This is a genomic window from Rossellomorea aquimaris, from assembly GCF_020172085.1.
GTDB lineage: Bacteria > Bacillota > Bacilli > Bacillales > Bacillaceae_B > Rossellomorea > Rossellomorea aquimaris_E.
On the sequence record NZ_JAIVAT010000011.1, the window covers coordinates 36,766 to 60,164 of the forward strand.

The 23,399-nt window shown below is 43.4% G+C and carries 24 protein-coding genes; 11 read left to right on the forward strand and 13 right to left on the reverse strand.

Going from position 1 to position 23,399, the window contains the following annotated elements:
• The 5 genes from LCL96_RS22080 to LCL96_RS22100 all read right to left on the reverse strand — a co-directional run bounded on the left by LCL96_RS22080 (position 1) and on the right by LCL96_RS22100 (position 4,248).
• Entirely contained in the window at positions 1-333 is a 333-nt protein-coding gene (locus tag LCL96_RS22080; protein WP_224945384.1) for a DUF779 domain-containing protein, read from the reverse strand.
• A 1-nt stretch (position 334) separates the two neighbouring features.
• The gene (gene adh / locus LCL96_RS22085) at positions 335-1,855 is read right to left on the reverse strand and encodes an aldehyde dehydrogenase (protein WP_224945386.1); all 1,521 of its coding nucleotides are present in this window, start codon (positions 1,853-1,855) and stop codon (positions 335-337) included.
• Positions 1,856-2,054: 199 nt separating this feature from the next.
• Positions 2,055-2,618, reverse strand: coding sequence for an MEDS domain-containing protein (locus LCL96_RS22090; RefSeq protein WP_224945387.1), 564 nt, complete (start codon positions 2,616-2,618; stop codon positions 2,055-2,057).
• 628 nt (positions 2,619-3,246) lie between these two features.
• Positions 3,247-3,654 (reverse strand): S1 domain-containing post-transcriptional regulator GSP13, encoded by a 408-nt coding sequence (gene yugI / locus LCL96_RS22095; protein WP_224945389.1) that lies wholly within the window; start codon positions 3,652-3,654, stop codon positions 3,247-3,249.
• Positions 3,655-3,960: 306 nt separating this feature from the next.
• Positions 3,961-4,248 carry a spore morphogenesis/germination protein YwcE gene (locus LCL96_RS22100; protein WP_224945391.1) on the reverse strand — a complete coding sequence of 96 codons (288 nt, stop codon included), beginning with the start codon at positions 4,246-4,248 and terminating at the stop codon, positions 3,961-3,963.
• A gap of 322 nt (positions 4,249-4,570) precedes the next feature.
• Here LCL96_RS22100 and LCL96_RS22105 point away from each other — a divergent pair, with 322 nt between their 5' ends.
• Together LCL96_RS22105 and LCL96_RS22110 are read left to right on the forward strand one after the other, a co-directional pair.
• Positions 4,571-5,899: a sodium-dependent transporter gene (locus LCL96_RS22105; protein WP_224945393.1), complete on the forward strand. Its 1,329-nt coding sequence runs from the start codon at positions 4,571-4,573 to the stop codon at positions 5,897-5,899.
• Positions 5,900-6,040: 141 nt separating this feature from the next.
• Positions 6,041-6,412, forward strand: a complete 372-nt coding sequence (locus tag LCL96_RS22110) for a helix-turn-helix domain-containing protein (protein WP_224945395.1) — start codon at positions 6,041-6,043, stop codon at positions 6,410-6,412.
• Between the two features lie 185 nt (positions 6,413-6,597).
• Here the strand turns inward: LCL96_RS22110 and LCL96_RS22115 are convergent, their stop codons facing one another.
• Both LCL96_RS22115 and LCL96_RS22120 read right to left on the reverse strand, forming a co-directional pair.
• Positions 6,598-7,767, reverse strand: a complete 1,170-nt coding sequence (locus tag LCL96_RS22115; protein ID WP_224945396.1) for an aminotransferase — start codon at positions 7,765-7,767, stop codon at positions 6,598-6,600.
• Positions 7,764-8,264 carry an Lrp/AsnC family transcriptional regulator gene (locus LCL96_RS22120; protein WP_224945397.1) on the reverse strand — a complete coding sequence of 167 codons (501 nt, stop codon included), beginning with the start codon at positions 8,262-8,264 and terminating at the stop codon, positions 7,764-7,766. Before LCL96_RS22120 ends, LCL96_RS22115 begins: the two co-directional genes overlap by 4 nt.
• A gap of 179 nt (positions 8,265-8,443) precedes the next feature.
• Between LCL96_RS22120 and LCL96_RS22125 the strand changes: the two genes are divergently transcribed.
• Both LCL96_RS22125 and LCL96_RS22130 read left to right on the forward strand, forming a co-directional pair.
• Positions 8,444-9,352 carry an alpha/beta fold hydrolase gene (locus LCL96_RS22125; protein ID WP_224945398.1) on the forward strand — a complete coding sequence of 303 codons (909 nt, stop codon included), beginning with the start codon at positions 8,444-8,446 and terminating at the stop codon, positions 9,350-9,352.
• 135 nt (positions 9,353-9,487) lie between these two features.
• Positions 9,488-10,651: a MalY/PatB family protein gene (locus LCL96_RS22130; protein WP_224945399.1), complete on the forward strand. Its 1,164-nt coding sequence runs from the start codon at positions 9,488-9,490 to the stop codon at positions 10,649-10,651.
• 98 nt (positions 10,652-10,749) lie between these two features.
• Here the strand turns inward: LCL96_RS22130 and LCL96_RS22135 are convergent, their stop codons facing one another.
• The 3 genes from LCL96_RS22135 to LCL96_RS22145 form a co-directional block, all read right to left on the reverse strand.
• Entirely contained in the window at positions 10,750-11,277 is a 528-nt protein-coding gene (locus LCL96_RS22135; RefSeq protein WP_224945401.1) for a superoxide dismutase family protein, read from the reverse strand.
• 135 nt (positions 11,278-11,412) lie between these two features.
• Positions 11,413-11,613 carry a hypothetical protein gene (locus tag LCL96_RS22140; RefSeq protein WP_224945403.1) on the reverse strand — a complete coding sequence of 67 codons (201 nt, stop codon included), beginning with the start codon at positions 11,611-11,613 and terminating at the stop codon, positions 11,413-11,415.
• A gap of 190 nt (positions 11,614-11,803) precedes the next feature.
• Positions 11,804-12,535, reverse strand: coding sequence for a peptidylprolyl isomerase (locus tag LCL96_RS22145; protein WP_224945405.1), 732 nt, complete (start codon positions 12,533-12,535; stop codon positions 11,804-11,806).
• A 95-nt stretch (positions 12,536-12,630) separates the two neighbouring features.
• On the opposite strand from LCL96_RS22145, the gene LCL96_RS22150 reads away from it, so the two are divergent.
• Positions 12,631-13,029 (forward strand): kinase-associated lipoprotein B, encoded by a 399-nt coding sequence (locus LCL96_RS22150; protein WP_224945407.1) that lies wholly within the window; start codon positions 12,631-12,633, stop codon positions 13,027-13,029.
• Positions 13,030-13,078: 49 nt separating this feature from the next.
• Here LCL96_RS22150 and kapD read toward each other — a convergent pair whose 3' ends face one another.
• A complete protein-coding gene (gene kapD / locus LCL96_RS22155; RefSeq protein WP_224945408.1) occupies positions 13,079-13,699 on the reverse strand; it encodes a 3'-5' exonuclease KapD in 621 nt (206 codons plus the stop codon).
• A 305-nt stretch (positions 13,700-14,004) separates the two neighbouring features.
• On the opposite strand from kapD, the gene LCL96_RS22160 reads away from it, so the two are divergent.
• Together LCL96_RS22160 and LCL96_RS22165 are read left to right on the forward strand one after the other, a co-directional pair.
• Entirely contained in the window at positions 14,005-15,216 is a 1,212-nt protein-coding gene (locus LCL96_RS22160; protein WP_224945462.1) for an MFS transporter, read from the forward strand.
• A gap of 16 nt (positions 15,217-15,232) precedes the next feature.
• On the forward strand, positions 15,233-17,080 hold the full coding sequence (locus LCL96_RS22165; RefSeq protein ID WP_224945411.1) for a transglycosylase domain-containing protein: 1,848 nt from the start codon (positions 15,233-15,235) through the stop codon (positions 17,078-17,080).
• Positions 17,081-17,442: 362 nt separating this feature from the next.
• Here the strand turns inward: LCL96_RS22165 and LCL96_RS22175 are convergent, their stop codons facing one another.
• Positions 17,443-18,018 carry a DUF5366 family protein gene (locus LCL96_RS22175; protein WP_224945415.1) on the reverse strand — a complete coding sequence of 192 codons (576 nt, stop codon included), beginning with the start codon at positions 18,016-18,018 and terminating at the stop codon, positions 17,443-17,445.
• Positions 18,019-18,179: 161 nt separating this feature from the next.
• Positions 18,180-18,437: a hypothetical protein gene (locus LCL96_RS22180; RefSeq protein WP_224945417.1), complete on the reverse strand. Its 258-nt coding sequence runs from the start codon at positions 18,435-18,437 to the stop codon at positions 18,180-18,182.
• 305 nt (positions 18,438-18,742) lie between these two features.
• Here LCL96_RS22180 and LCL96_RS22185 point away from each other — a divergent pair, with 305 nt between their 5' ends.
• Genes LCL96_RS22185 through LCL96_RS22200 form a run of 4 tightly spaced genes read left to right on the forward strand, consistent with a single transcriptional unit; the run spans position 18,743 to position 23,394 of the window.
• On the forward strand, positions 18,743-21,148 hold the full coding sequence (locus LCL96_RS22185) for a Na+/H+ antiporter subunit A (protein WP_224945418.1): 2,406 nt from the start codon (positions 18,743-18,745) through the stop codon (positions 21,146-21,148).
• Complete coding sequence (locus tag LCL96_RS22190; RefSeq protein WP_224945420.1) at positions 21,145-21,579, forward strand: Na(+)/H(+) antiporter subunit B; 435 nt, start codon at positions 21,145-21,147, stop codon at positions 21,577-21,579. Before LCL96_RS22185 ends, LCL96_RS22190 begins: the two co-directional genes overlap by 4 nt.
• Complete coding sequence (locus tag LCL96_RS22195) at positions 21,579-21,920, forward strand: Na(+)/H(+) antiporter subunit C (protein WP_224945422.1); 342 nt, start codon at positions 21,579-21,581, stop codon at positions 21,918-21,920. Before LCL96_RS22190 ends, LCL96_RS22195 begins: the two co-directional genes overlap by 1 nt.
• A complete protein-coding gene (locus LCL96_RS22200; protein WP_224945424.1) occupies positions 21,913-23,394 on the forward strand; it encodes a Na+/H+ antiporter subunit D in 1,482 nt (493 codons plus the stop codon). Before LCL96_RS22195 ends, LCL96_RS22200 begins: the two co-directional genes overlap by 8 nt.
• Positions 23,395-23,399: the final 5 nt, after the last annotated feature.

Sequence of the window (23,399 nt, forward strand, 5' to 3'; positions counted from 1 at the left end):
TCAGGCTTTGATCAATTTAGAATCCGTGATAAAGCGCATGCCTTCCGTGGATTCCAGGGAGAACACTCCTCCCCTTCCCTCTCTTACATCCAATAAGATACGGAAATGTTTCCAATACTCATACTGTTGCTCATTCATGTAAAAAGGACAGTCGGCTACAGTACCTACCAATACATCACTGTCACCGATGATCAGATCATCTTGACTTAAACACATAGGAGAACTGCCATCACAACATCCACCTGACTGATGAAACAGGAGGGCACCGTGCTTTCCCTTTAACGTTTCAATCAGCTGGAGGGCTTGTTCCGTTGCCTCTAGTCGCTGTTCCATTTTAGAAGAATCCTAACGCTTTAGGACTATAGCTGACTAGTAAATTCTTTGTTTGCTGATAGTGTGAGAGCATCATTTTATGGTTTTCACGACCGATACCTGACATTTTGTAGCCACCGAATGCTGCATGTGCCGGGTATTGATGATAACAGTTTGTCCAAACGCGACCTGCCTGAACCTCTCTTCCGAAACGGTAAGCAGTATTCATGTCACGCGTCCATACACCCGCTCCAAGTCCATACAGGGTATCGTTGGCGATTTCCAGGGCTTCTTCCTTCGTTTTGAAGGTTGTAACAGAAACAACCGGTCCGAAGATTTCTTCTTGGAAAATGCGCATTTTGTTGTTGCCTTTGAAGACTGTAGGCTTTACATAGAATCCGGATTCATGATCGCCTTCCAGTTTATTCTGCTCTCCGCCAATAAGGACTTCTGCCCCTTCTTCTTTACCGATTTCAATATAAGAAAGGATTTTATCCAATTGCTCCTGGGAAGCCTGTGCTCCGAGCATTGTATCAGTATCCAACGGGTTACCCTGCTTAATCTGTTTCACGCGTTCGATTGCGCGTTCCATGAATTTATCGTAGATTGATTCCTGAATCAGTGCTCTTGATGGACATGTGCACACTTCTCCCTGGTTAAGGGCAAACATGACGAACCCTTCCACTGCTTTATCAAGGAAGTCATCATCCTGATCCATGACATCTTCAAAGAAGATATTTGGAGACTTACCACCAAGCTCCAACGTAACAGGGATGATATTCTGTGAAGCATACTGCATGATCAGACGCCCAGTTGTCGTTTCACCCGTGAAGGCTACTTTTCCAACGCGCTTGCTTTGGGCAAGGGGTTTGCCTGCTTCTACTCCAAATCCTTGCACTACATTCAGTACGCCTTTAGGCAGAAGGTCTTCAATCAGTTCAAGAAGAACCATGATGGAAGCCGGTGTTTGTTCTGCCGGTTTCAATACAACACAGTTTCCTGCAGCAAGGGCAGGAGCGATCTTCCATACCGCCATCAGAATCGGGAAGTTCCAAGGGATGATCTGGGCTACGACTCCGATCGGCTCATGGAAATGATAAGAAACGGTATCATTGTCAATTTCACCAAGAGATCCTTCCTGCCCTCTGATGCAACCTGCGAAATAACGGAAGTGATCAACCGCGAGTGGTAAATCTGCGGCCATTGTTTCACGAACCGGCTTTCCATTATCCCACGTTTCAGCTACAGCCAGCATTTCCAGGTTTTCTTCCATGCGATCTGCAATTTTATTTAAGATGATGGATCTTTCAGTTACAGAGGTTTTCCCCCAAGCATCTTTCGCAGCATGTGCCGCATCCAATGCCTTTTCAACATCCTCTTTATTGGAGCGGGCAATTTTGGTGAAAACCTTCCCCGTTACCGGAGATACATTTTCAAAATATTCCCCACTTGCCGGCGGGACATATTCCCCACCGATATAGTTCTCATACTTGTCTTTAAATTGTACCAGCGAGCCTTCCGTGTTCGGGTTATTATAAAGCATCTAAGATCCTCCTGTATTTATGTATTTTTTAACTATTTAAGCGCTTTCATTTTCATTATAAGTTATCTAGGAGGTACGGACAAGTATATTGTTCAAAAATTCTTTATTTTTCGTTAATTATCGATATATTTTTTAATAGTCCCATAAAGTTCATAAAAAAGCGATAATCCTTATAAGGATTATCGCTTTCAATCACTGACTATTTACTTTCACTGTAAACTTTTGATGACAGTATGTTTTCATCCGTCATCAGATGCCCATGACTTTTCTTTAAGGCCTCTCCTAAATATTCCGGCATTTTCTCATAATCATATGCACAGACCACTTTCAGTTTATGCTCATGGACTACGCGATCAGTTTCTGTTTCAAACCACTCGATGATGGAGCAGGGATCCTCTAATGTTCCCCATTCCACATTTGTCCAGGACCTGAATGATATTTGATTTTCCAAATATGGAGTGATCGTTTTCATTAATTGCTCATAAATGGCTGGCGGATGATAACTTCCACTTGATTGATAAAAGTCAAAGTTACTGATAGCGTGGACCTTCTTCAATTGACTACTGGTTAATTGTCTGTTTAGATGTTTTTGTAGTACGTTCATATTCCTCTCGTTTTCAATTAAAATGACAGTTTCCCCCATTTCAATTCCTTCGAGAGTATAAATGATGGCATTTTTCAAATACTTTTCTCTATCCTGATAGGCATATAGAACATGGGTGCATTCATTGTCTGCTATAAGATCACGTATTTTCTCTTTCAAGTCTTGCCACCTCCCCCATTTCATCTTCTATTAGTATTTATTCTATACTATATTGGGAAAATCCTCTTTTATATAAGGAATTCTTGGAATTGTAAGGAGTTTGATATAATAAAAAGTTGTATTATAAAGATTGTTGCTTTGGATGTAGCGAGTAGTGGTTGATTTCCACTCCAGGTGCTCGCTTTCCGCGGGGCTGGCGGTGAGCGTTTCCCGCAGGAGTCGAGCACCTTCCGCTCCAATCAACTTTAAAAGTCTAAGTGTTCACTATAACAGTGAAAATTCAAGATTATTTATATCAACCCTTCTTTTTGACCGATTATAGCCAATACTCTTTCTTAACTGATGTTCATTTACCTCTTTGCTCTGTCAACACTTGCTACTTTAGAGGGTGAAGGGAACTGCGCAGACTCCTACGGAAAACGGGCGTGCCGAGACCCCGGAAGCGTTCTTTGCTGAGGAGGCTCGGCCGAACGTCCGTGGAAAGCGGAGCAGTTCCCCTCACCCTCCTGCACACCCTAAATGGCAGAGCATTCGTAAATCAAAGTTTGTGTATAAATAACAACAATCTTTGCGGAAAAAGCCAATAAAAAAGACTACCTTTTAGAAAGGCAGTCTTTTTATCATTATATTATTTCTTGATTAGATCTTCACGTTCAGATTGCTCGATCCACTCTTCAAGCTTGTCTTTAAGAGTGTTGAAGCCTGCTGGAGTAGTTTCTTCAGCTGCTGGTTTCACACTTCCTTGACGACGAGGCTTTTTCGCTGCTGCAGGCTTTGCCTGTGGAGCAGGAGCTTCTTCTGTAGCACGGATAGAAAGGCTGATCTTACCAGCTGCTTCGTCCACTGATAATACTTTAACCTTTACTTCATCGCCTACTGAAAGGTGCTCACTAACGTCTTTAACGAATCCGTGAGTGATTTCAGAGATGTGAACTAATCCTTGAGTTTCTTCGTCAAGTGCAACGAATGCACCGTATGGTTGAATGCCTGTAACTTTACCTGTTACAACAGATCCTGTTTCGAATTTTGTAGTCATGGTAACACTCCTAGTATATATATTATTTTTCGTCTTTACACGCAATTGTAGATTATATCATAGAATCGGAATTTCGGCAAAGATATATTCTTTTCCATTACATCCATATTCTATCATCCGTCTATCATTGCATTCTCACTAGTTATGCTTCCCCATTATTCATATTCTTAAAACAGTGTAACCCCAGCGATCATAAGGATCTATCGAACGCACTTCCTGTTCAGGCAAATACTATCTGATGACGTATTTTCTTTTTTCTCTTTTTAAAACAAAAAAAAAGACCGACCCACTCATCAATGGGTCAGACTAAACGTTTTTGATAGCCGTTGATCTTTTCTTTCTTTGCTTTTGAATAAATGGAACGGCATATAACATGAAGGCTGCGATATGTGCGAAAGCAAGATTGGCAACAAACAGGCTCCATAATGTTACATGTCCCCAGCCTCCGAGCTCCGGTACGGCTACATAATAGATAAAGACTGACCATAATGCTATAACGAATGGGATGTGAAGAACCGCCCATTTACGATGCTCGACCCATAGAAAAAGCGGGGTTGCTGTTGCGACGAATAGATATACAAGAAAGACATCCATTTCTAATTCCTCCAATCTCTTAGTAAACGCTTTCAATTGTGGCGAAAAAAAGAATACTTTGTGAACGTTTTGTTACAATTAGTATACTACATATTGCGAAAATTTCCAGCCTATTTAACATCTTTTTGACTTCTTTTCTAAAAATTAGTTGAAAAGTAATGAATTTAAGCGTTTGCACACATAATAAATGGAAATTCAACTACTCTCATACTGCCTTTTCATTCCTTTACCCCATTTATTGAAAATTTAAAATCCGGTGTACAGGGCTACTAAAACATAGTACGATTGAAAAATCTTATTTTTTGAAAGGAGGATCTTAGGTATGGCTAAGAAAGATCAATGGACTTCTAAGTTAGGCTTTATTCTGGCAGCGGCAGGTTCCGCAATCGGGCTCGGCGCCATCTGGAAATTCCCTTATATGGCTGGTGCGAATGGTGGGGGTGTTTTCTTCTTGCTCTTTATTCTATTTACTGTATTAATCGGAGCCCCCATTCTTCTCGCTGAATTTGTCATCGGGAGGCGTGCAGGCGCAGATGCCGTCACTTCATATAAAATACTGGCCCCAAATTCGAAATGGCACTGGATCGGTTATCTGGGCACTGTAGTGTCTTTCATCATCCTATCCTTTTACAGTGTAGTCGGGGGATGGATTCTTTCCTATTTGGCCAGAAGTTTGACAGGCTCCCTGAGCGGAATGTCTCAAGAACAGTATGGGGCATTGTTTGAAAGTATCATAGCAAACCCTAAAGAAGTGATGATTGCCCAGTTCGCCTTTATCGTCCTCACCATTCTTGTTGTACAAGGCGGGATCCAAAAAGGGATTGAACGTGCTAGCCGATATATGATGCCGGCATTATTCATCTTATTTATTATTCTGGTGATTCGATCTCTGACGCTTGAAGGCGCGATGGAAGGGGTCCGCTTCCTGTTGCTCCCGGATTGGAGTTACTTAAACGGGGAAACGGTTTTACTTGCGTTAGGTCAGGCATTCTTCGCTTTAACTGTGGGTCTTTCCGTCATGGTGACGTATGCATCCTATCTATCGAAAGAGGACAGCATGCCAAGGTCCGCCATCAGTGTTTCAGGACTGAATATCTTTATCTCATTACTTGCTGGACTGGTCATTTTCCCGGCCGTATATGCTCTAGGTTTTAAGCCAGATGAAGGTCCCGGGATTGCCTTTGTCGTCCTTCCCGCCGTCTTCAATGAGATGGCCTTTGGGGGCATATTCTTAACTGTATTTTTGATCCTGTTATTGTTTGCCACCCTGACATCGGCCTTCTCCATCCTCGAGATCGGGGTAGCTGCCCTATCAAAAGGAAATCAGAAGAAGCGAATGCCTTTTACGTGGCTGATCGGGATCCTAGTATTCATCGCAGGTATCCCGAGTGCCCTGTCATTTGGTGTTTTCGATGAATTCCTTATCGGAGGAAAGAACTTTTTTGACTTTGCCGATTATATCACGAGTAATTTCGGCTTACCGATAGGAGCATTACTCATTTCTATTTTCGTATCGTACCGTTTAAAGCGCGAGGACGTCTGGAACGAACTTCAATCAGGTTCATCCATATCCACCGGCCTCTTCAACAGCTGGATCTTCCTCCTGCGCTACATCGTACCAGTAGCCATCGTACTCGTTTTCTTATCATGAATCTAAGAGGTCCGTCCCTCAGTTTGAGGGACGGACCTCTTATTTATTTAACATTTTGTTCACGTATTCCCGGGCTAATTTTTTCCAAATGGTGATACACTATAGATATAAGGAAGGAATTTTATGAGGAGGGACTTTGGCATGTCACATTTTGGTCAGAATCTGAAACGAGTAAGAGAAGAGCGTAAATTGTCTCAGCAGGAACTTGCATTACGGGCAAGATTGGGTACGCAAACGATTGAAAAATATGAATCCGATTTGCAAATCCCTGATACACAAACGATTCTTAAACTTTCCACCGTTCTCGATATCCCCGCTTCCGAACTCATGGAACGGGAAATGAAAGAATATCCTCCTGCAGGGATCGATACAGAAATGGAGCAGCTGATCAAGGAATTGGGACCCAAACGAACAAAGCTCATCCTTCGCAAAGCCAAAGAATTCACAGAGGAAGATTTTCTGCGCGTGATGCAAATGCTCTATGAATTGAAATATGAAAAAAGCGAATCATAAAAACTTTTATAAAAGTAATGTATAAAAAGAAAAAAGGGCGGACATACTGAAAATAAGCTTTCTAAGTATTCCCCCTTTTGTTTTCATTTGTTGGACGATCATGGTATCGTCCTATTTTTTTTGTCTAAATAAAGGCGCCAGGCACCAATATTCGGATTGGTACCCGGCGCCCCTTTCATGTTCTTTTAACTGTGATTCTCCACGAACCGCTTGATCCGTTTCACAGCCTCCTGCAATTGTTCCATGCTTGATGCATAAGAGCAGCGAACATACCCTTCCCCGCCTTTACCGAACACATTTCCGGGTACAACCGCCACTTTCTCTTCCATCAATAGCTTTTCTGCAAATTCTTCTGAAGACATCCCCGTTTTTTGAATGGATGGAAACGCATAGAATGCCCCACCAGGTGTATGGCAGGTTAATCCACATTCATTCAGGGAATCTACGAAATAGTGACGGCGATGACGATAACTTCTCTTCATTTCCATCACATCGTCCATTCCTTTATCCAGTGCCTCGACCGCTGCGTATTGAGCAGGTGTAGACGCACACATCATAGCGTACTGATGGATCTTCAATAAGGAAGAGGCAATCTCGACAGGGGCACATATATAGCCCAGTCTCCAGCCCGTCATGGCAAACCCTTTCGAAAAGCCGTTGATAACGATGGTCCTTTTCCTCATTTCTTCTAAAGAGGCGATCGACACATGATGATGATCATAGGCAAGCTCCGAATAGATTTCATCTGAAAACACGACAAGATCATGTTTTCGGATGACTTTAGCCAGGCTTTCTAAATTCTCCCGTTCAAGGACCGTCCCTGTTGGATTGTTAGGGGAACAAAGCAACACAGCTTTTGTCCGGGGAGTGATTGCTTCTTCCAATTCTTCTGCTGTTACCTTGAAACCATTTTCCGGCTTGGTTTCTACGGTAACAGGTACACCTCCCGCCAATTGTACAAGAGGTACGTATGAGACGAACCCCGGCTCCACTACAATCACTTCATCCCCCTGATCGATGATGGCCCTCATACTGATATCCAATGCCTGAGAAGCCCCTACCGTCACGATGATTTCCGTTTTCGGATCATAGTCAACTGAGTATCCATTTTTCATATATGTCGCTATTTTCTCCCTGAGTTCAAGAAGCCCGGCGTTTGCAGTGTAGGAAGTATATCCCTGTTCCAACGAAAGGATTGCTGCCTCCCTCACTGTCCATGAAGTGACAAAATCAGGTTCCCCAACCCCCAGTGAAATGACACCTTCCATATTAGCTGCCAGGTCGAAGAATTTTCTGATTCCAGAAGGCTTCAGGTTTTTCACAGATTGCGCTATGTACGATGTCTTGGTTGTCATGGTGACACCACGATTCTTCTATCTTCTCCATGATCACCGAAAATCGTTCCATCATGCTTATATTTCTTTAATTGAAAATGAGTGGTCGTCGATAATACAGAATCCAGTGTCGATAGCTTTTCCGATACAAATGTAGCCACTTCATGCATGGATCTTCCCTCTACTGTAACGGAAAGGTCATATGCACCAGACATCAAATAGACGCTTTTCACTTCTTTATAGCGGTATATACGGTGAGCCACTTCATCAAAGCCCACTCCCCTTTTTGGAGCCACTTTCACATCAATCATCGCCGTGACGCCTTCATGCCCTTCCACCTTTGACCAGTCCACAACCGAACTGTACCGTACGAGAACATTCTCTTTTTCCAGTTTTTCAACCGCTTCTTCAATGTCTTTGGTTGGCACTTGAAGCATTTTCCCTAAATCTTCAGTGGAAATCCTGGCATCCTTTTGTAAAATCCTTAATAAATCAAGCTCCATTTCTCTCAGTTGCATTCTGCTTCCTCCTCATCACCACTAAATGGTTTTATTATATCAGAAGTCACACATAAGAAAAGAGGCAGTGTTATGTTCCCCAATCAGAGGATGGGATATGTTACAACTTTCGAAACGAGGTGTTAATTGAGAAAATACGGGTAAAATATCTGTACATCGACAGAGAGGAGAAATGAGGTATGAAAGAACTGGATTTTGCCAAAGTGGTTGAGGTGAATGGTGCAAATGTTTACTTTGAGCACCATGAGCATCCTACTTCCTCTGAAACATTCGTCCTTCTCCATGGTTTCCTCTCCTCAACCTTTAGCTTCAGGCGGCTAACTCCTCTTTTAAAAGAGAATTATAATGTCATTTCCATTGATCTCCCTCCCTTTGGGAACAGCGGGAAGCACAATCGGTTTACGTACTCTTATGAAAACCTGGCCAACACGGTCATCGCCTTATTGGAATACCTAAAAGTAAGCAATGTTCACTTGACGGGTCATTCCATGGGTGGGCAGATCGCATTAAACGTTATGAAAAAAGCCCCTTCCCTAGTAGAAAAAGGCGTTCTCTTATGCAGTTCAGGATACTTGAAGAGGATGAATTGGCCCATTACGATGTTGAGCCACATCCCATTTTTCCATCTTTATGTAAAACTGTGGCTTACCCGTTCCGGGGTGCGAAATAACCTAGAAAACGTCGTGCATGATTCTACTTTAATCGATGATGAAATGATGTTTGGTTATCTGAAGCCTTTCCTGGAGGATGATATCTTCAAGGCCTTGACGAGGATGATCCGGGACCGTGAAGGGGATCTATCGGTGAACGACCTAAAAAACATCCAAACCCCCTGCCTTCTTGTTTGGGGAGAGCATGACAGGGTAGTGCCTTTGTCAACAGGGCACAGGCTGAATGAGGATATCCCGAACTCGAAGCTGGTGGTCCTGAAAGAAACGGGTCACCTCGTCCCAGAAGAAAAGCCAACGGAAGTATTGGAGCATATTTATGCATTTATCTCTTCAACTGAAGAAGCAGTTTCGGATGAAGCTCACTCTGAACCACTATTTCAAAATGGACTATCCCAAACGCTTATTTCTGAAACGTAGGGAGAAGTCCCTTTTTTCTTTCTTATTTGTTTTTGAAGATGCTTATCAGTAAAGATGCTAAACATATGATTTCCATCTTTATCGTTTCCATCATATGATTAGACTATAAATACATAATGGAAAGGGGATTTTCCGATGAGCAAATTTGAAGAAATCATTGACCGTAGAGGGTCATCCTCTGTTAAATGGGATCTAACCAAAACAGTGTTTGGAAGAGACGATGTCCTCCCGATGTGGGTGGCAGACATGGATTTCCTGCCTCCAAAGGACGTGTTGGGGGCACTTAAGAACAGGCTGGAGCACGGAATCTTCGGCTACACCTTTGTAGGGGATTTGACAGCCGACAGTATCAAAGACTGGATGAAAAGGCGACATGGGTGGGAAATAGACAAAACATGGCTGCAATACAGCCCAGGAGTCGTCCCTGCCATCTCAACCATTATCCAGGCACTCACTGAACCATCCGATAAAGTACTGGTCCAATCACCGGTATACACCCCTTTTTTCTCCCTGGTAGAAGACAATGGCCGGGAAATCGTGAATACTCAATTGGAGTATCATGACGGAAACTATTCCATTGATTTTCAAGCTTTTGAAGAATCCCTTAAAACCGGAGTGAAGCTATTCCTCCTTTGCAACCCTCACAATCCGAGCGGACGGGTATGGAAGAAGGAAGAACTCACCAAGATGGCTGAACTATGTCAGAAATACAACGTGGTGATTGTGTCAGATGAGATTCATTCTGATTTAGTTTATAAAAGCCACACCCATACTCCACTTGCAACACTAAATGATACTTTTCGTGATATGACCATTACCTGCATTGCTCCAAGCAAGACGTTCAATCTTGCCGGGTTACAGGCATCAGCCATGATCACACCCAATCCGGATATCCGGGAAAAAATCGCTTCTATTCATAGGAAGCAGGGATTCTTCACCCTCAATACGTTTGGAATCATAGGAATGGAAGCAGCCTATCGTCATGGAGAAGAATGGCTGGAAGAAATCCTGGAATATCTGCAGGAAAATGTCAGAGTGACGAAGGACTTTCTTGAAGAACATCTTCCCGAATTGAAGCTTGTTGATCCTGAAGGGACTTATTTACTTTGGATTGATTGTACGAAATTGGAATTATCCGATGAGGATTTGAAAAACCGATTGCTGGATAAAGGAAAGCTCGCATTGGAACCCGGTACGAAATACGGACCGGGAGGGGAAGGCTTTGTCCGGATGAATATTGCTTGTCCACGAAAGACGCTTCTAGATGGGTTGGAAAGATTAAAGGCCGCACTCGAATAAGGTGAATGTCTATCTTGAGAGTGCCCTGAATAAAAAAATGTACCAGGTACAATCGATCCGATTGTACCTGGTACATTTTTATGCCTAACCGTCTATTATTATTTTTTATCACTCTTAATCACTCCGCAAGCAATTCGCTTCCCAGAGTCTCCAGAAGGCTGTGTCATTCCATCATCCTTGTTTTCATCGATGATAAGTGAGGTTCCATCTTTAGTGAATAGCGATGTTTTCCCCTTAGATAACGTAACCATCGGTGCCATGAGTGTCACCTTCACAGTTCCGTCATCCCCTACGATGAGGTTCGGGAGATCACCGCCGTGAGCACCTTCAGGATGAAGCAGTCCATGTTTCGTGTCATCCGGATTAAAATGGTTATCCGCCGACACAAAGTCCGGTCGCTTGCATACCCCTTTTTCATGGATGTGAATGCCATGCTCACCAGGTGGCAGCCCTTCGAGGTCCAACCCGATTTCCACTCCGTCTGATTGATCCTGCAGTGTTGCTTTACCAAGGGCGTCACCGTTCTCATTTTTCATTTCTACTTCCACTTTTTTAGGATTTTCAATGGCACATCCACTGGCTAAGACTGTCACCATGATGATATATAATAGGGATGATTTTTTCATAATGCTCTTCCTCCAAATTTGCATACTCTTACACCATTGTTGACTCCCGCGGTGAAAATTATTCGTACTTCTATAAAGGAAGTACAGCACCTAAATCAAAAAAAACACGCTCAAAGGCGTGTTTCGGTTTTATCATCATTCTGTTCTCTTCTGAATCCTTGCTTCTTCTTCCATTTTCTTCGTTTTCAATTCTTCTCGCTTTGAAGCTTTCTGGATGATGCGGAATGTCAAGAGGGCAGCGATTACAAAGATGGCCATCGTGATGGCGGCTGGGATATATTCTGTCTTATCTTCAGGAAAATAGAGAAATAAATTCAATACAAATGAAGAAAGCATGGTAAGCTCCTTTCGAAAAACAAACTCTTTGTCCATTATAACAACACTGCAAAGGACAAACCAACTTCAATTGGTCACGTTTTTAACGATTTAATGAACGGTCATCCGACAATTTCCGAGGAAATACTCACTCATTCTCTCCATAAAAAAAGCTGCGAACCCATTAATGGGGTTCACAGCTATTCAACGATTATTTTACAACTTTGATGTTCTTGATCACAACATCTTCTTTCGGCAGATCGTTTGCGCCGACTTCTACATTCGCGATTTTATCCACAATGTCCATTCCGTCAACCACTTGTCCAAATACAGTGTGTTTTTGATCCAGCCAAGGGGTACCGCCATTTTCCATGTATGCGTCGATGATTTCTGCCGGGAATCCCGCAGATTTCATTTGGTCTTCCAATTGCGGATCGATGTCACTTTTTTGAACGATGAAGAATTGACTTCCATTCGTGTCAGGACCTGCATTGGCCATGGAAAGTGCACCGCGAAGATTGAATAATTCCGGTGAGAATTCATCTTCAAATGATTCACCATAAATGCTTTCTCCACCCGTTCCGTTTCCGTTCGGGTCTCCACCTTGAATCATAAAGTCTTTGATGACACGATGGAATTTCAATCCGTCATAATAGCCCTCTTCACTATGAGTGATAAAGTTTTCCACCGTTTTAGGCGCTTGCTCGGGGAATAATTTGATTTTGATGGTTCCCATTGATGTGTTCATTTCGACTAATTTTTCGTTTTCAGCAACTTCTGTCGTAAGCTGAGGATATGTCATATTTTCATCTCCTTTGGATTCTTCTGCAGTCTTCTCGTCTGCTTTCTGCTTATCTTTTGTGGTATCTCCTTTTTCTGTTTGTCCACAAGCAGCAAGGACTAAACCTAGTAAACATAGGATGACGATCATTAAACGCTTCATATATGTACCTCCACATGTTACCTTTATAGTAGTTATTTCTCAGTTTCATTCTGTTTTCATTATAATAGAGATCGATGTAATAGAGGAGGTTTTTTATGAAAAACATTCAAATTGGTGATTATGTCACAGCTTTTTATAAAACCGGTAAGTATATCGGGGAAGTCACGGGCGAACGCCCCGGTGCCTATGTGGTAAAGATCCTTGCTGTTCTAAAGCATCCCCGGCAAGGCGACTTGCACAATCCCCAAGAGGTGGACGTTCCCTTATTCCATGAACGTAAAGCCCTTGCACACGGTGAGCGCGCCAATATGCCCGAGAAAATGGTCAAACCATTTGATGGTGACGTCCCTGATTACAATGAAACCTTGATTCAAACCTACTTGACTCTAAAGAACGAACTCGAAAACGATGCTTCCCCTCATGCCCTAAAGAGTCTGGAAACCCTGCAATCCATTCAAAGGGAATACGAACTGATGTATAACCTCACATTTTAAACAAAGACGAGGGACGGACCTTCAACGTGAAGGTCCGTCCCTCGTCTTGTCATGCGAGCTGATTATAGAATTTGGAGAGGTCGATTCTGTCCCCGATGGTGGTGGGCTCGGCTTTGTCGAGGTATTTTTTGTCCTTTTCGACTAAATTGTAGATATGTTGCGTGGTTAGTGCATCATCCAATGCTTTATGATGCTTACCTACTCCTTCCCTTCCATATTCCTGGACCGCTTTCCAAAGACCCGTTTGGTTTTGATCACCAAAGAAGCGCTTGTATTCCATGGATAAATCGACGAAGTGAGCTTGGAAAGGAAATGGTATGCCGGACTGGGCACAATTATCTCGCAGTACCTTCATATCCATATTTCCCCACGTCACTACCTTCGCGACACCCTTGTCATTTAATCCTTTAAAGTAATCAATCAGGCATTGAAACGATATCCCTGAATCAACTTCATTCTGGCTAATGGATAAGAATCGTTTGCACCGGTTGGTCAGTCTGGGAAATGCAGTCGGTTTTACGTATGATGAAAACGTATCTGACACTTTCCCATTCTCTACAACCACTACCCCGGCTTCGATGATTTCAGGGAAGAAACCTTTGGGGACTCTATGTCGTTCGGGCATAGAAAACTCAAAATCTATAAACACCAGCTGTTCCGCTTTCGCCACTTAAACTCCCTCCTCAAAATGTAGATAAGACCCCAATTCATCTATAATAAAAGAATTTTTTCACGATGGATGATGGTTGTATTTCAAAGTCCTTGCTTTATCACGCTCGGAAAACCGTCATCTTCAAATAATACGCCGTTTCTCCATACCTCTTATTCTTACATTATATCATGCTAAGCCTAGAAATTATGACTAATTCCGGGTTTTCCACAGTAATAAATGTTATTTGTTGGACTCTGAGTCAGATCTTTAATAAAATGAATATTTAGGTAACCGAAATAAAATCCAATTAGAAGGTGTTAACCATTACCAACAAAAAAAAGAATTTGACGATCATGCTTATGGCCAATTTTCTGGTGGCAGCAAGTGCAACCATGGTTCTGCCCTTTTTATCACTTTATATTGAAACATTCGGCACTTACAGTCACGAATATGTGCAGCGCTGGTCAGGTTTTGTATTTGGGGTTACGTTCTTGACGGCATTCTTCATTTCTCCACTATGGGGACGGATCGGCGACCGGTTTGGCTACAAACCGATCCTTCTCATCACGGGCTATGGGATTGCCACGTCCATTTTCTTGATGGGCTTTATGGACTCGGTATGGGGACTGTTTATACTTCGGATGATCATGGGGGCAGTGACAGGCTTCATTCCTACCTCTATGGCCCTTATCTCATCCCAGACCCCTAAAGAAGAAGCTGGACGAACCCTTGGCACCCTTCAGATGGGAACTGTTTCAGGCGGCTTATTCGGACCGGTGATCGGCGGCCTACTAGCAGACAATGTAGGATTTTCTTATACATTCATTTTCACTTCCATTGCCATAGCAACCGCTGCCACCGTTGTCTTAATTGGGATTAATGAGGAGCGCAGCAAAGAGCAGAGAAATCAAAGAAATAAGTATTCCAGTAAAGAAGTCCTGCAGCATATATTCAGCCACAAATTACTCGTGACTGTATTACTGCTTTCTTTCCTTATTCAAGTGGCGAATTTCAGCATTCAGCCGCTTCTGGCCCTATATGTCGATGAACTCACCTCATCTACGAATCTTGCCTTTTTAGCCGGGATTGCCTTCTCAGCTACTGGATTCGGAAATTTGATTGCGACGAGACGATGGGGACAGCTCGGTGACGATATCGGGTATGAAAAGGTATTGTCAATCCTACTCATTCTTGCCTCCATCTTCATCGTTCCACAGGCACTGGCAGTCGAACTGTGGCAGCTTGTTCTGTTCCGGTTCCTGTTCGGGATAGCCATCGGAGGCATGATCCCCTGCGTCACGGCTTATATCCGTCAGGAGGCCCCATTAAGCATGCAGGGGGAGGTTCTCGGGTATAATCAAAGTTTTCGATTTCTCGGAAATGTGATCGGTCCTGCCTTTGGCGGCATCGTATCCGGATATATTGGCATTTCTTCCGTATTTTATGTAACAGGTGCTTTATTCTTGGGAGCGTTTGGATTATTATGGTGGAGTATACGTCATTCTGAAACTACCAGCCATGTGAGAGATTACTAGAAAAGTAGAGTGAGATATGAGAGTTTTTGCAGGTTATGTAACGGTGATCGGGCTTATGCTCATCTTTTTTTCCACGTTGTTTTTTGCAACGGATGAGTGGAAGAAGGTTCAGAGCTTTCAACACGAGTTAGAACATGCAGTGAGTACGGATACGATCGATTTAAATCGTACGAGCCTGCTCCTGGATCAAAACGGAAAGATATTTTCAGAGGTAAATCGTCCTTATCGCCTCTATGTGCCGGATGAACAGATTCCACCATTCCTAAAGGATATTCTGGTCGCTTCAGAAGATCAGCACTTTTACGAGCACGTCGGCTTCGATGCGGGTGCGATCCTGCGGGCTGTCGTGAAAAACCTGGTGTTCACCCACATTCAGCAGGGCGGCAGCACCATTACGCAGCAGCTGGCCCGCAACTTATATTTAGGACAGGAAAAAACATACAACCGAAAATTGACCGAGCTATTCTACGCCCATGAAATCGAACAGTCCTTATCAAAGGATGAGATTTTGGAGCTGTATATGAATGTAATTTACTTCAGTAATGGAGTATATGGAATTGAAACAGCTTCCCAATACTATTTCCAGAAAAGTGTCACTGAGCTCAATCAAGCGGAGATGACGTTTCTTGCATCGATACCAAATAACCCTGGAAAATATGATCCACTGGACCATTTCGATCAAGCAAAGATTCGTCAGGAACGACTCCTTGATATTCTTGTGAGTACAGGGAAGTTATCCAGTGATGATGCGGAGAAATGGAAGAAGGTTCCGATTTCCCTGAATGTTCGTAAGAGAACCGATCTTTATCCAGACTATGCCTTCTATGTTGAAAATGAGTTAAAAGAATTGATTGCACGAAACGAAGGCTTCAAAGTGGAAATGGAAAACGCTTCTTCACAAGAGGAAAAAAATCGCATTGCAGAAAAGCTGGAGGAGCGTTTTCAGGAGGTCATTTCATCCGGGGTACGGATTCAAACAGCCTTGGACCCCATCCTTCAACAGAAGAGCGTCCATGCACTGAATGCGCAGCTCCAGAAAGAATTACAGGGAGCAACCGTCACCATCGACAACAAGACACGGAGCATCGTTGCCTTATCGGGTGGAAGGAACTACAAAAAGTATAATTTCAATCACGCGTTTCAAGCCTTTCGACAACCTGGTTCGGTTATAAAGCCCCTCCTTGTATACGCTCCCTATATCGAGAAATTCAAGGCAGGGATCTATGACAAGGTAAACGCCAATCAATATTGCATCGGTGACTATTGTCCGATCAACTACGGAGGAGTCCAACCGGGTACTGTGACATTGAATCAAGCCCTGGCACAATCTTATAATGGATCGGCTGTTCGTCTTATGGAAAAAGTCGGGATAGAAGGAGCCTTCCAATCCATCTCCCCTTTTTCCTTTGAAAGGGTGATAAGCGATGACAAAACATACGCCTCTTCCATAGGTGGTTTCACGTATGGAATGAGTCCCCTTGAATTAACGGATGCCTATACGTCATTTATTGATGGAAGCTATCAGGAGAGTCACGCCATCATTCATGTAAAGGACTCCCAGGGCAAAGTCATCTATCAATGGAAAAAGGAACCGAAAAAGGTTTGGTCGAGTGATACCACATCGAAACTTCGGAAAATGCTCCATGAGGGGGCAACAACCGGAACCGGACGAGCCGCATACGTATCCAAGCCTTATGTGGGAATCAAAACCGGGACGACGAATAATTATCATGATTATTGGGTGATAGGCTTGACCGATACCCTTACAACTGGTGTGTGGGTCGGGCATGATATCCCCCGTGACATGAGTGCGATCGAACGACAGCGTCCAAGTCATAACATCTGGAAGGAAATCATGGAATGATCCTCGCGAGAAAAAAATATGCAAGGATATAACGAAATCCATTCAATCGAAAAACGAACAACCTGAATGAGTGACCTGTTATGATTTCTAAACACCGCTGTTGATTTCCGTGCAAGACTTTGCTTTCCTCGGGCGGCCGGTGAGCCTCCTCGTCGCTGACGCTCCTGTGGGGTCTCACCTATTCCGCTTTTCCCGTAGGAGTCTTCGTCTTGCACTCCAATCAATAGCTAGAACCAGCTATATTCATGACATATGTTTTCGCAATAAAAAATCCGAACGATTTCGATTTTCACAATAGAATTTCGAATGATCGTTCGGATTTTTCTATGACTAAGACTCGTTTGTCTCTGATTCTATTTCCATTATAATTTCACCTTTGACATAATCGGCAAGCTGGCCATCACTCCGTTATATAGCTTTAGAAATACGAAGAAAATCGTCAAAAATAACGATGACCATGAGAATACTTGCAAACTCACTACTCCGAATATCCCCCATTTAGAGAGGGACGGACTTATTTTATAAACAAAATAAATAAAATAAGCGATTGAACTAACTGCAAAGATGACGAGAAGGCCCAGGAAGGACTTCAGGCTTACAACAGACACAAGGCCCCCGATGAAATAAATCATGGATCCTGAACGAACAAGATTATACAATTGACCATCAGAATCTGTGGCAAAAAACAGCATCGATACACCATTAATGGTCTCTGCAATCAGCTTCAAAGCGGCAAACACCATGAAAAACGCGACCATTAACAGAATCAGGATAGCTAGCTTAAGTTGGATATCAGATAAAAACTCCCTCATTCCGGGATAAACACCAATCTTTTTAAATATGTCTACAAATACCTCCACACCGTATACGGAAAATGTAAGGCTGAACAATAATATTGAAAAAAGGGGTAAATAACTTGTTAAATATGTATTTTTCACTCAAAACTCTCCCATTACGATTCTACATCCACTCTCATCATAATCGTTTATGGGTATCTTGAAAAGGGTATAGAAACAGAAGGAACGATGACAAAATGCCTATCTATCCAGCCGTTTACAAATAAAAAACTGCCCCTTCTGAAATCAAAGAAAGGACAGCTTCATTGATGAATGTTGGAATGTGGAACAACTCTGATATATTCCCTGGACCCAAATGGTTGTCTTCCACGGACAGGTTCTTTCTTCAACTCTTCTTCCACTTCTTCTGTTTCACCATATTGAACCGGCGTGATGTTCATGCTCGTCGGATCTTCGGATTCAATAAATCCACGATTGAATCGGTCTTCGGTTTCCACCATCCACGCAAAGCCAAAAAAAGCAAAAAATATGGTCGTAACCGCTACTGTTTTCTTTTTCATAACTTCACCACCTTATGGATAGGATTCTCCAATTTGACCGAAACTATTCTGTAAGTGTCCAATTTAAAAGAGAAAATCCAACAAATTTTTCAGTCTTCATTTCCGCCTCTCTTCATATTTAATACTTCTTGAAAGTTGTGATATGGATGGGATGCTGAGTAATGCAAGCATTTATTTTTTACGTTATAATGCTCTTTGAGGTTCAGCTTCGGTCGAGGTTATGTAGAATGTTGTCATATAATGAACAAGGTTGACATAGAGACCATGCCTAACAATAAATGAATTTTATATGAGGGGGGTTTTAAATGACTTTACTACATTGGGCAATTGTATCGCCTTTTTTATTTGCCATACTCATTCCGTTTCTTTATAAAGCATTCCGGAATGTGCACACCGGCTGGTTCGTACTGTTGTTGCCGGTAGCTTTATTTACGTATTTTTTTCAATTTATTCCCATAACGAGAAATGGGGATACTGTTAAGGAAACCTTGGAGTGGATGCCTTCCTTCGGGATCAACTTCATTGCTTACGTGGACGGCCTTGGTTTACTTTTTGCCATGCTCATCACGGGAATCGGTTCACTGGTTGTCCTTTACTCGATTTATTACTTAGATAAGAAGAAGGAGCAATTACATAACTTTTATGTGTACTTAATGATGTTCATGGGAGCGATGCTGGGTGTTGTTTTATCTGACAACTTGATCGTTCTTTATATGTTCTGGGAATTCACGTCCATTTCTTCATTCTTATTGATCGGTTACTGGTATCATCGTGAGCGTTCACGTTACGGAGCACAAAAATCCATGCTCATTACGGTATTTGGCGGATTGAGCATGCTTGGAGGATTCCTGCTTCTCTACCTTATGGGTGGGACCTTCAGCATCAGGGAATTAGTTGTACAAGCTGATCAGCTGATGACGCAGGCACTATTCCTCCCTGCGTTGCTGCTCGTTCTACTGGGAGCTTTCACGAAATCCGCCCAGTTCCCGTTTCACATCTGGCTGCCGGATGCCATGGAAGCACCGACACCGGTCAGTGCATATCTGCACTCTGCCACCATGGTAAAAGCAGGGATTTATTTAGTTGCCCGCTTGAGCCCGGTTTTCGCCGAATCAAGCGTATGGTTATGGCTTGTTGGAGGAGTCGGGATCTTTACTTTATTCTGGGGTTCTTTCAATGCCGTGAAACAAACGGACCTGAAAGGTATCCTTGCCTTCTCAACCGTCAGTCAACTTGGTCTCATCATGTCCCTGTTGGGGGTAGGAGCGGCAGCTCTTCACTACACACAGCTGGATGAAAACATTTATATGGTGGCTACACTCGCCGCTGTATTTCATTTAATCAACCACGCGACGTTTAAGGGAAGTTTATTCATGGTCGTCGGGATCATTGATCATGAAACGGGCACCCGTGATATCCGGAAGCTTGGCGGGTTGATGAACTTCATGCCTATCACATTCACCATAGCCATCATCGGAGCATTCTCCATGGCAGGCCTTCCGCCATTCAACGGGTTCCTATCCAAGGAAATGTTCTTTACAGGAATGGTTAGAGTCCTTGAAATGGATATTTTCAACCTGGATACATTCGGCATGATCTTCCCGCTCCTTGCATGGGTAGGAAGTGTGTTCACATTTATATACAGCATGCTTCTGGTATTCAAGACCTTTACCGGGAAGCACCAGCCGGAGAAGCTCGAGAAGAAACCGCATGAAGCCCCTCTTGGTATGTTGATTTCACCAATCATTTTGGCTTCACTCGTCGTCATCTTCGGGTTCTTTCCAAATATCCTGTCAGAGCGCATCATTGAGCCGGCAGTGGCTGCCATTACACCAAGCCTGATTCAGGAGGGACATGCAGTCGAAACGCATATCTCATTCTGGCATGGATTTACACCCGAGTTATTCATGACCTTTGGTGTTATTCTCTTTGGAGTCCTGTTATATCTCCTGCTTCCATCTTGGAAAAAGGTATACACATGGATCCCGGAACGCTTTACGCTGAATTCCTTCTATGATGGAGGGTTAATCAGGAGCGAACGTGGTGCCAAGAACTTCACGAGCGGCTATATGACAGGATTCATCCGTACGTATCTCGTATACATCTTCTCGTTTTTGATTGCTATCTCGCTATTTGCCATGTGGTTCAAAGGTGCATTTGCCATCGAGACGAAAGACCTGTCTCCTGTCGGTGTCTATGAAATTGCGATCGCTCTACTTCTCGTGATTAGTTCTGTCACCATTCTGTTCGCGAAATCACGTTTAACATCGATCATTTCACTTGGAGCTGCGGGATACACGGTTTCACTATTCTTTGTTTTATTCCGTGCACCGGACCTTGCGCTGACACAGCTTGTCATTGAAACCGTGTCGGTGGCATTATTCTTGCTTTGTTTCTATCACCTGCCTCAATTAAGCAGGCACGAAGAGCGGATGCGGTTTAAACTTGGAAATGCTTTGATTTCGATCGGGGTAGGATTGGTCGTTGCTTTATTCGCCATCTCTTCCTACAGTTCGAAACTGTTTGAATCCATTTCGAAATACTATATTGAAAATACTCATGATAAAGCCGGCGGGGAAAACATGGTCAATGTCATACTCGTAGACTTCCGTGGGTTTGATACGATGTTCGAAATATGCGTACTGGCCATTGCGGCACTCGGCATATTCTCCATGATTAAATTGCGTCTTACAAGGAGGGATGAAGGATGAAAACAAAAGTAAAAACGAATGATGTCATCCTGCAGACCGTAACCAATGTGGTCGCATTCATCATCATCCTGTTCTCATTGAGGCTCTTCTTCTCGGGTCACTACACCCCGGGGGGAGGATTCATTGGGGGCTTAATGACATCGGGGGCCATTGTGTTACTTTTACTGGCCTATGATATCAAGACTGTTGCCACCATATTACCGGTGGATTACAAGATCATCACGGCAATCGGTCTGTTATTCTCTGTGGCTACGGGGGCAGGGGCTTTGCTATTTGATGTCCCTTTCCTCACGCACGCATACGATTATTTTCACCTTCCCCTTTTAGGGAAGACATCACTGCACACAGCCGTGCTTTTTGATACAGGTGTGTACTTGGTTGTCATCGGTGTCACGATGACCATTATTCAAACGATTGGGGTGAGCGAATAATGGAAATCATCATGGCCGTTGTCGTCGGAGTTCTATTCACAAGCGCCGTATACTTAATGTTATCCAAGAGCTTACTCCGGATCATCATCGGGACAGCTCTATTAAGCCACGGTGCCCATTTATTAATCCTTTCTGTGAGTGGTCTCAAAGGAGGAGCTGCACCTCTACTCGGGGAACACGCTAAATCATATGTAGATCCATTACCACAAGCATTAATTTTAACGGCTATCGTTATCAGCTTTGGAGTGACAGCGTTCTTCCTTGTTCTCGCTTATCGGGCATATCAAGAGCTTGGCACGGATAATATGGATCAGATGAGAGGTAACGAAGGAAATGACTAACTTATTAATTCTACCGATTCTAATCCCGTTATTCACGGCGATTATTTTAATGTTTATAAGTAAATATGTGAAAGTACAACGTGGGGTTTCGGCCGTATCTACATTGATAACCGTCGCAACATCTATAGTTCTGATCAATACGGTACATCAGGAAGGAATTCAGACGGTAAACCTGGGGAGCTGGGCTGCGCCGTTTGGAATCACACTGGTTTCCGATATGCTTTCGGCATTGCTCGTGACGACGACAAGCATCATCACGCTTGTTGTCCTGCTCTATTCGTTTAAATCTATTGGAGTTGAACGGGAAAGGTTCTATTACTATCCCGTCGTTCAATTTCTCCTCGTAGGAGTAAACGGTGCCTTTACCACAGGGGATATATTCAACCTTTTCGTCTTTTTCGAAGTGATGTTGATGAGTTCTTATGTACTGTTGGTCCTGGGTGGAACGAAGGCACAGCTGCGTGAAGGGATTAAATACATTCTCGTGAATGTCATTTCTTCCGCATTATTCGTCATTACCGTTGCCTACTTGTATTCCGTCGTTGGAACGCTGAATATGGCGGATATCTCAAGGAAAATAGCCCAAGTTGACCAGCCGGGGATTCTAACGGCCATCGCCATCCTTTTCCTATTGGTCTTTGGTCTCAAAGGTGCGATCTTTCCTCTATACTTTTGGCTGCCCGGCTCATACTATGCACCACCGACACCGGTGCTTGCATTATTTGGAGCCCTGCTTACAAAAGTCGGGATTTATTCGATTCTACGAACATACACATTGTTCTTCTATCATGATACTGGATTCACACATGAGATCCTGAGCATGCTGGCCATTCTAACCATCGTACTCGGCTGTATCGGAGCGATTGCTTACTGGGATGTTAAAAAGATCATCATCTATAACATCATCATTGCAGTGGGAGTCATCTTGTTCGGGGTATCTACGATGAACCCCGAAGCGTTAGAGGGATCGATTTACTACCTTATCCATGACATGATCATCAAAGCCGCACTTTTCCTTCTCGTTGGTGTAATGATTGCCATAACCGGCACAGCCGACTTAAAGAAAATGGGCGGATTGATCAAGAACTACCCTTGGCTCGGGTGGACATTCCTCGTCGCTGCATTCTCACTTGCCGGCATCCCGCCTTTAAGCGGCTTTATCGGCAAACTGTTGATATTGCGTGGAAGCTTTGCAGCAGAGGCCTATGTAGGCGCAGGAGTCGTTCTCGCCTCAAGTCTATTGGTACTCTACTCTGTCATAAAGATCTTCCTGAATGGCATTTGGGGAAGCCCGAAGGAATACACAGGGGCCTCAAAAGGCGACGCACGATATTTATGGATGACTTCAACCATACTGGTTGTACTGGCTGTATGTTATGGCCTGGGTGCTGAAGCAATGCGCCCTCTCTTCTCACAGGCAACCGAAGTACTGGTGAACCCGGATCTCTATATAGACGCAGTGTTAAAGGAGTAATGTAG

Bases quoted from the DNA above. Each gene is read 5' to 3' on its own strand.
- LCL96_RS22190 (WP_224945420.1), top strand. From the start codon at position 21,145: ATGAAAACAAAAGTAAAAACGAATGATGTCATCCTGCAGACCGTAACC.
- LCL96_RS22140 (WP_224945403.1), bottom strand. From the start codon at position 11,613: ATGCTTTCTTCATTTGTATTGAATTTATTTCTCTATTTTCCTGAAGAT.
- LCL96_RS22145 (WP_224945405.1), bottom strand. From the start codon at position 12,535: ATGAAGCGTTTAATGATCGTCATCCTATGTTTACTAGGTTTAGTCCTT.
- LCL96_RS22125 (WP_224945398.1), top strand. From the start codon at position 8,444: ATGAAAGAACTGGATTTTGCCAAAGTGGTTGAGGTGAATGGTGCAAAT.
- LCL96_RS22195 (WP_224945422.1), top strand. From the start codon at position 21,579: ATGGAAATCATCATGGCCGTTGTCGTCGGAGTTCTATTCACAAGCGCC.
- adh (WP_224945386.1), bottom strand. From the start codon at position 1,855: ATGCTTTATAATAACCCGAACACGGAAGGCTCGCTGGTACAATTTAAA.
- LCL96_RS22200 (WP_224945424.1), top strand. From the start codon at position 21,913: ATGACTAACTTATTAATTCTACCGATTCTAATCCCGTTATTCACGGCG.
- yugI (WP_224945389.1), bottom strand. From the start codon at position 3,654: ATGACTACAAAATTCGAAACAGGATCTGTTGTAACAGGTAAAGTTACA.
- LCL96_RS22080 (WP_224945384.1), bottom strand. From the start codon at position 333: ATGGAACAGCGACTAGAGGCAACGGAACAAGCCCTCCAGCTGATTGAA.
- LCL96_RS22110 (WP_224945395.1), top strand. From the start codon at position 6,041: ATGTCACATTTTGGTCAGAATCTGAAACGAGTAAGAGAAGAGCGTAAA.
- LCL96_RS22150 (WP_224945407.1), top strand. From the start codon at position 12,631: ATGAAAAACATTCAAATTGGTGATTATGTCACAGCTTTTTATAAAACC.
- LCL96_RS22120 (WP_224945397.1), bottom strand. From the start codon at position 8,264: ATGCAACTGAGAGAAATGGAGCTTGATTTATTAAGGATTTTACAAAAG.
- LCL96_RS22100 (WP_224945391.1), bottom strand. From the start codon at position 4,248: ATGGATGTCTTTCTTGTATATCTATTCGTCGCAACAGCAACCCCGCTT.
- LCL96_RS22130 (WP_224945399.1), top strand. From the start codon at position 9,488: ATGAGCAAATTTGAAGAAATCATTGACCGTAGAGGGTCATCCTCTGTT.
- LCL96_RS22105 (WP_224945393.1), top strand. From the start codon at position 4,571: ATGGCTAAGAAAGATCAATGGACTTCTAAGTTAGGCTTTATTCTGGCA.
- LCL96_RS22185 (WP_224945418.1), top strand. From the start codon at position 18,743: ATGACTTTACTACATTGGGCAATTGTATCGCCTTTTTTATTTGCCATA.
- LCL96_RS22115 (WP_224945396.1), bottom strand. From the start codon at position 7,767: ATGACAACCAAGACATCGTACATAGCGCAATCTGTGAAAAACCTGAAG.
- LCL96_RS22180 (WP_224945417.1), bottom strand. From the start codon at position 18,437: ATGAAAAAGAAAACAGTAGCGGTTACGACCATATTTTTTGCTTTTTTT.
- LCL96_RS22135 (WP_224945401.1), bottom strand. From the start codon at position 11,277: ATGAAAAAATCATCCCTATTATATATCATCATGGTGACAGTCTTAGCC.
- LCL96_RS22165 (WP_224945411.1), top strand. From the start codon at position 15,233: ATGAGAGTTTTTGCAGGTTATGTAACGGTGATCGGGCTTATGCTCATC.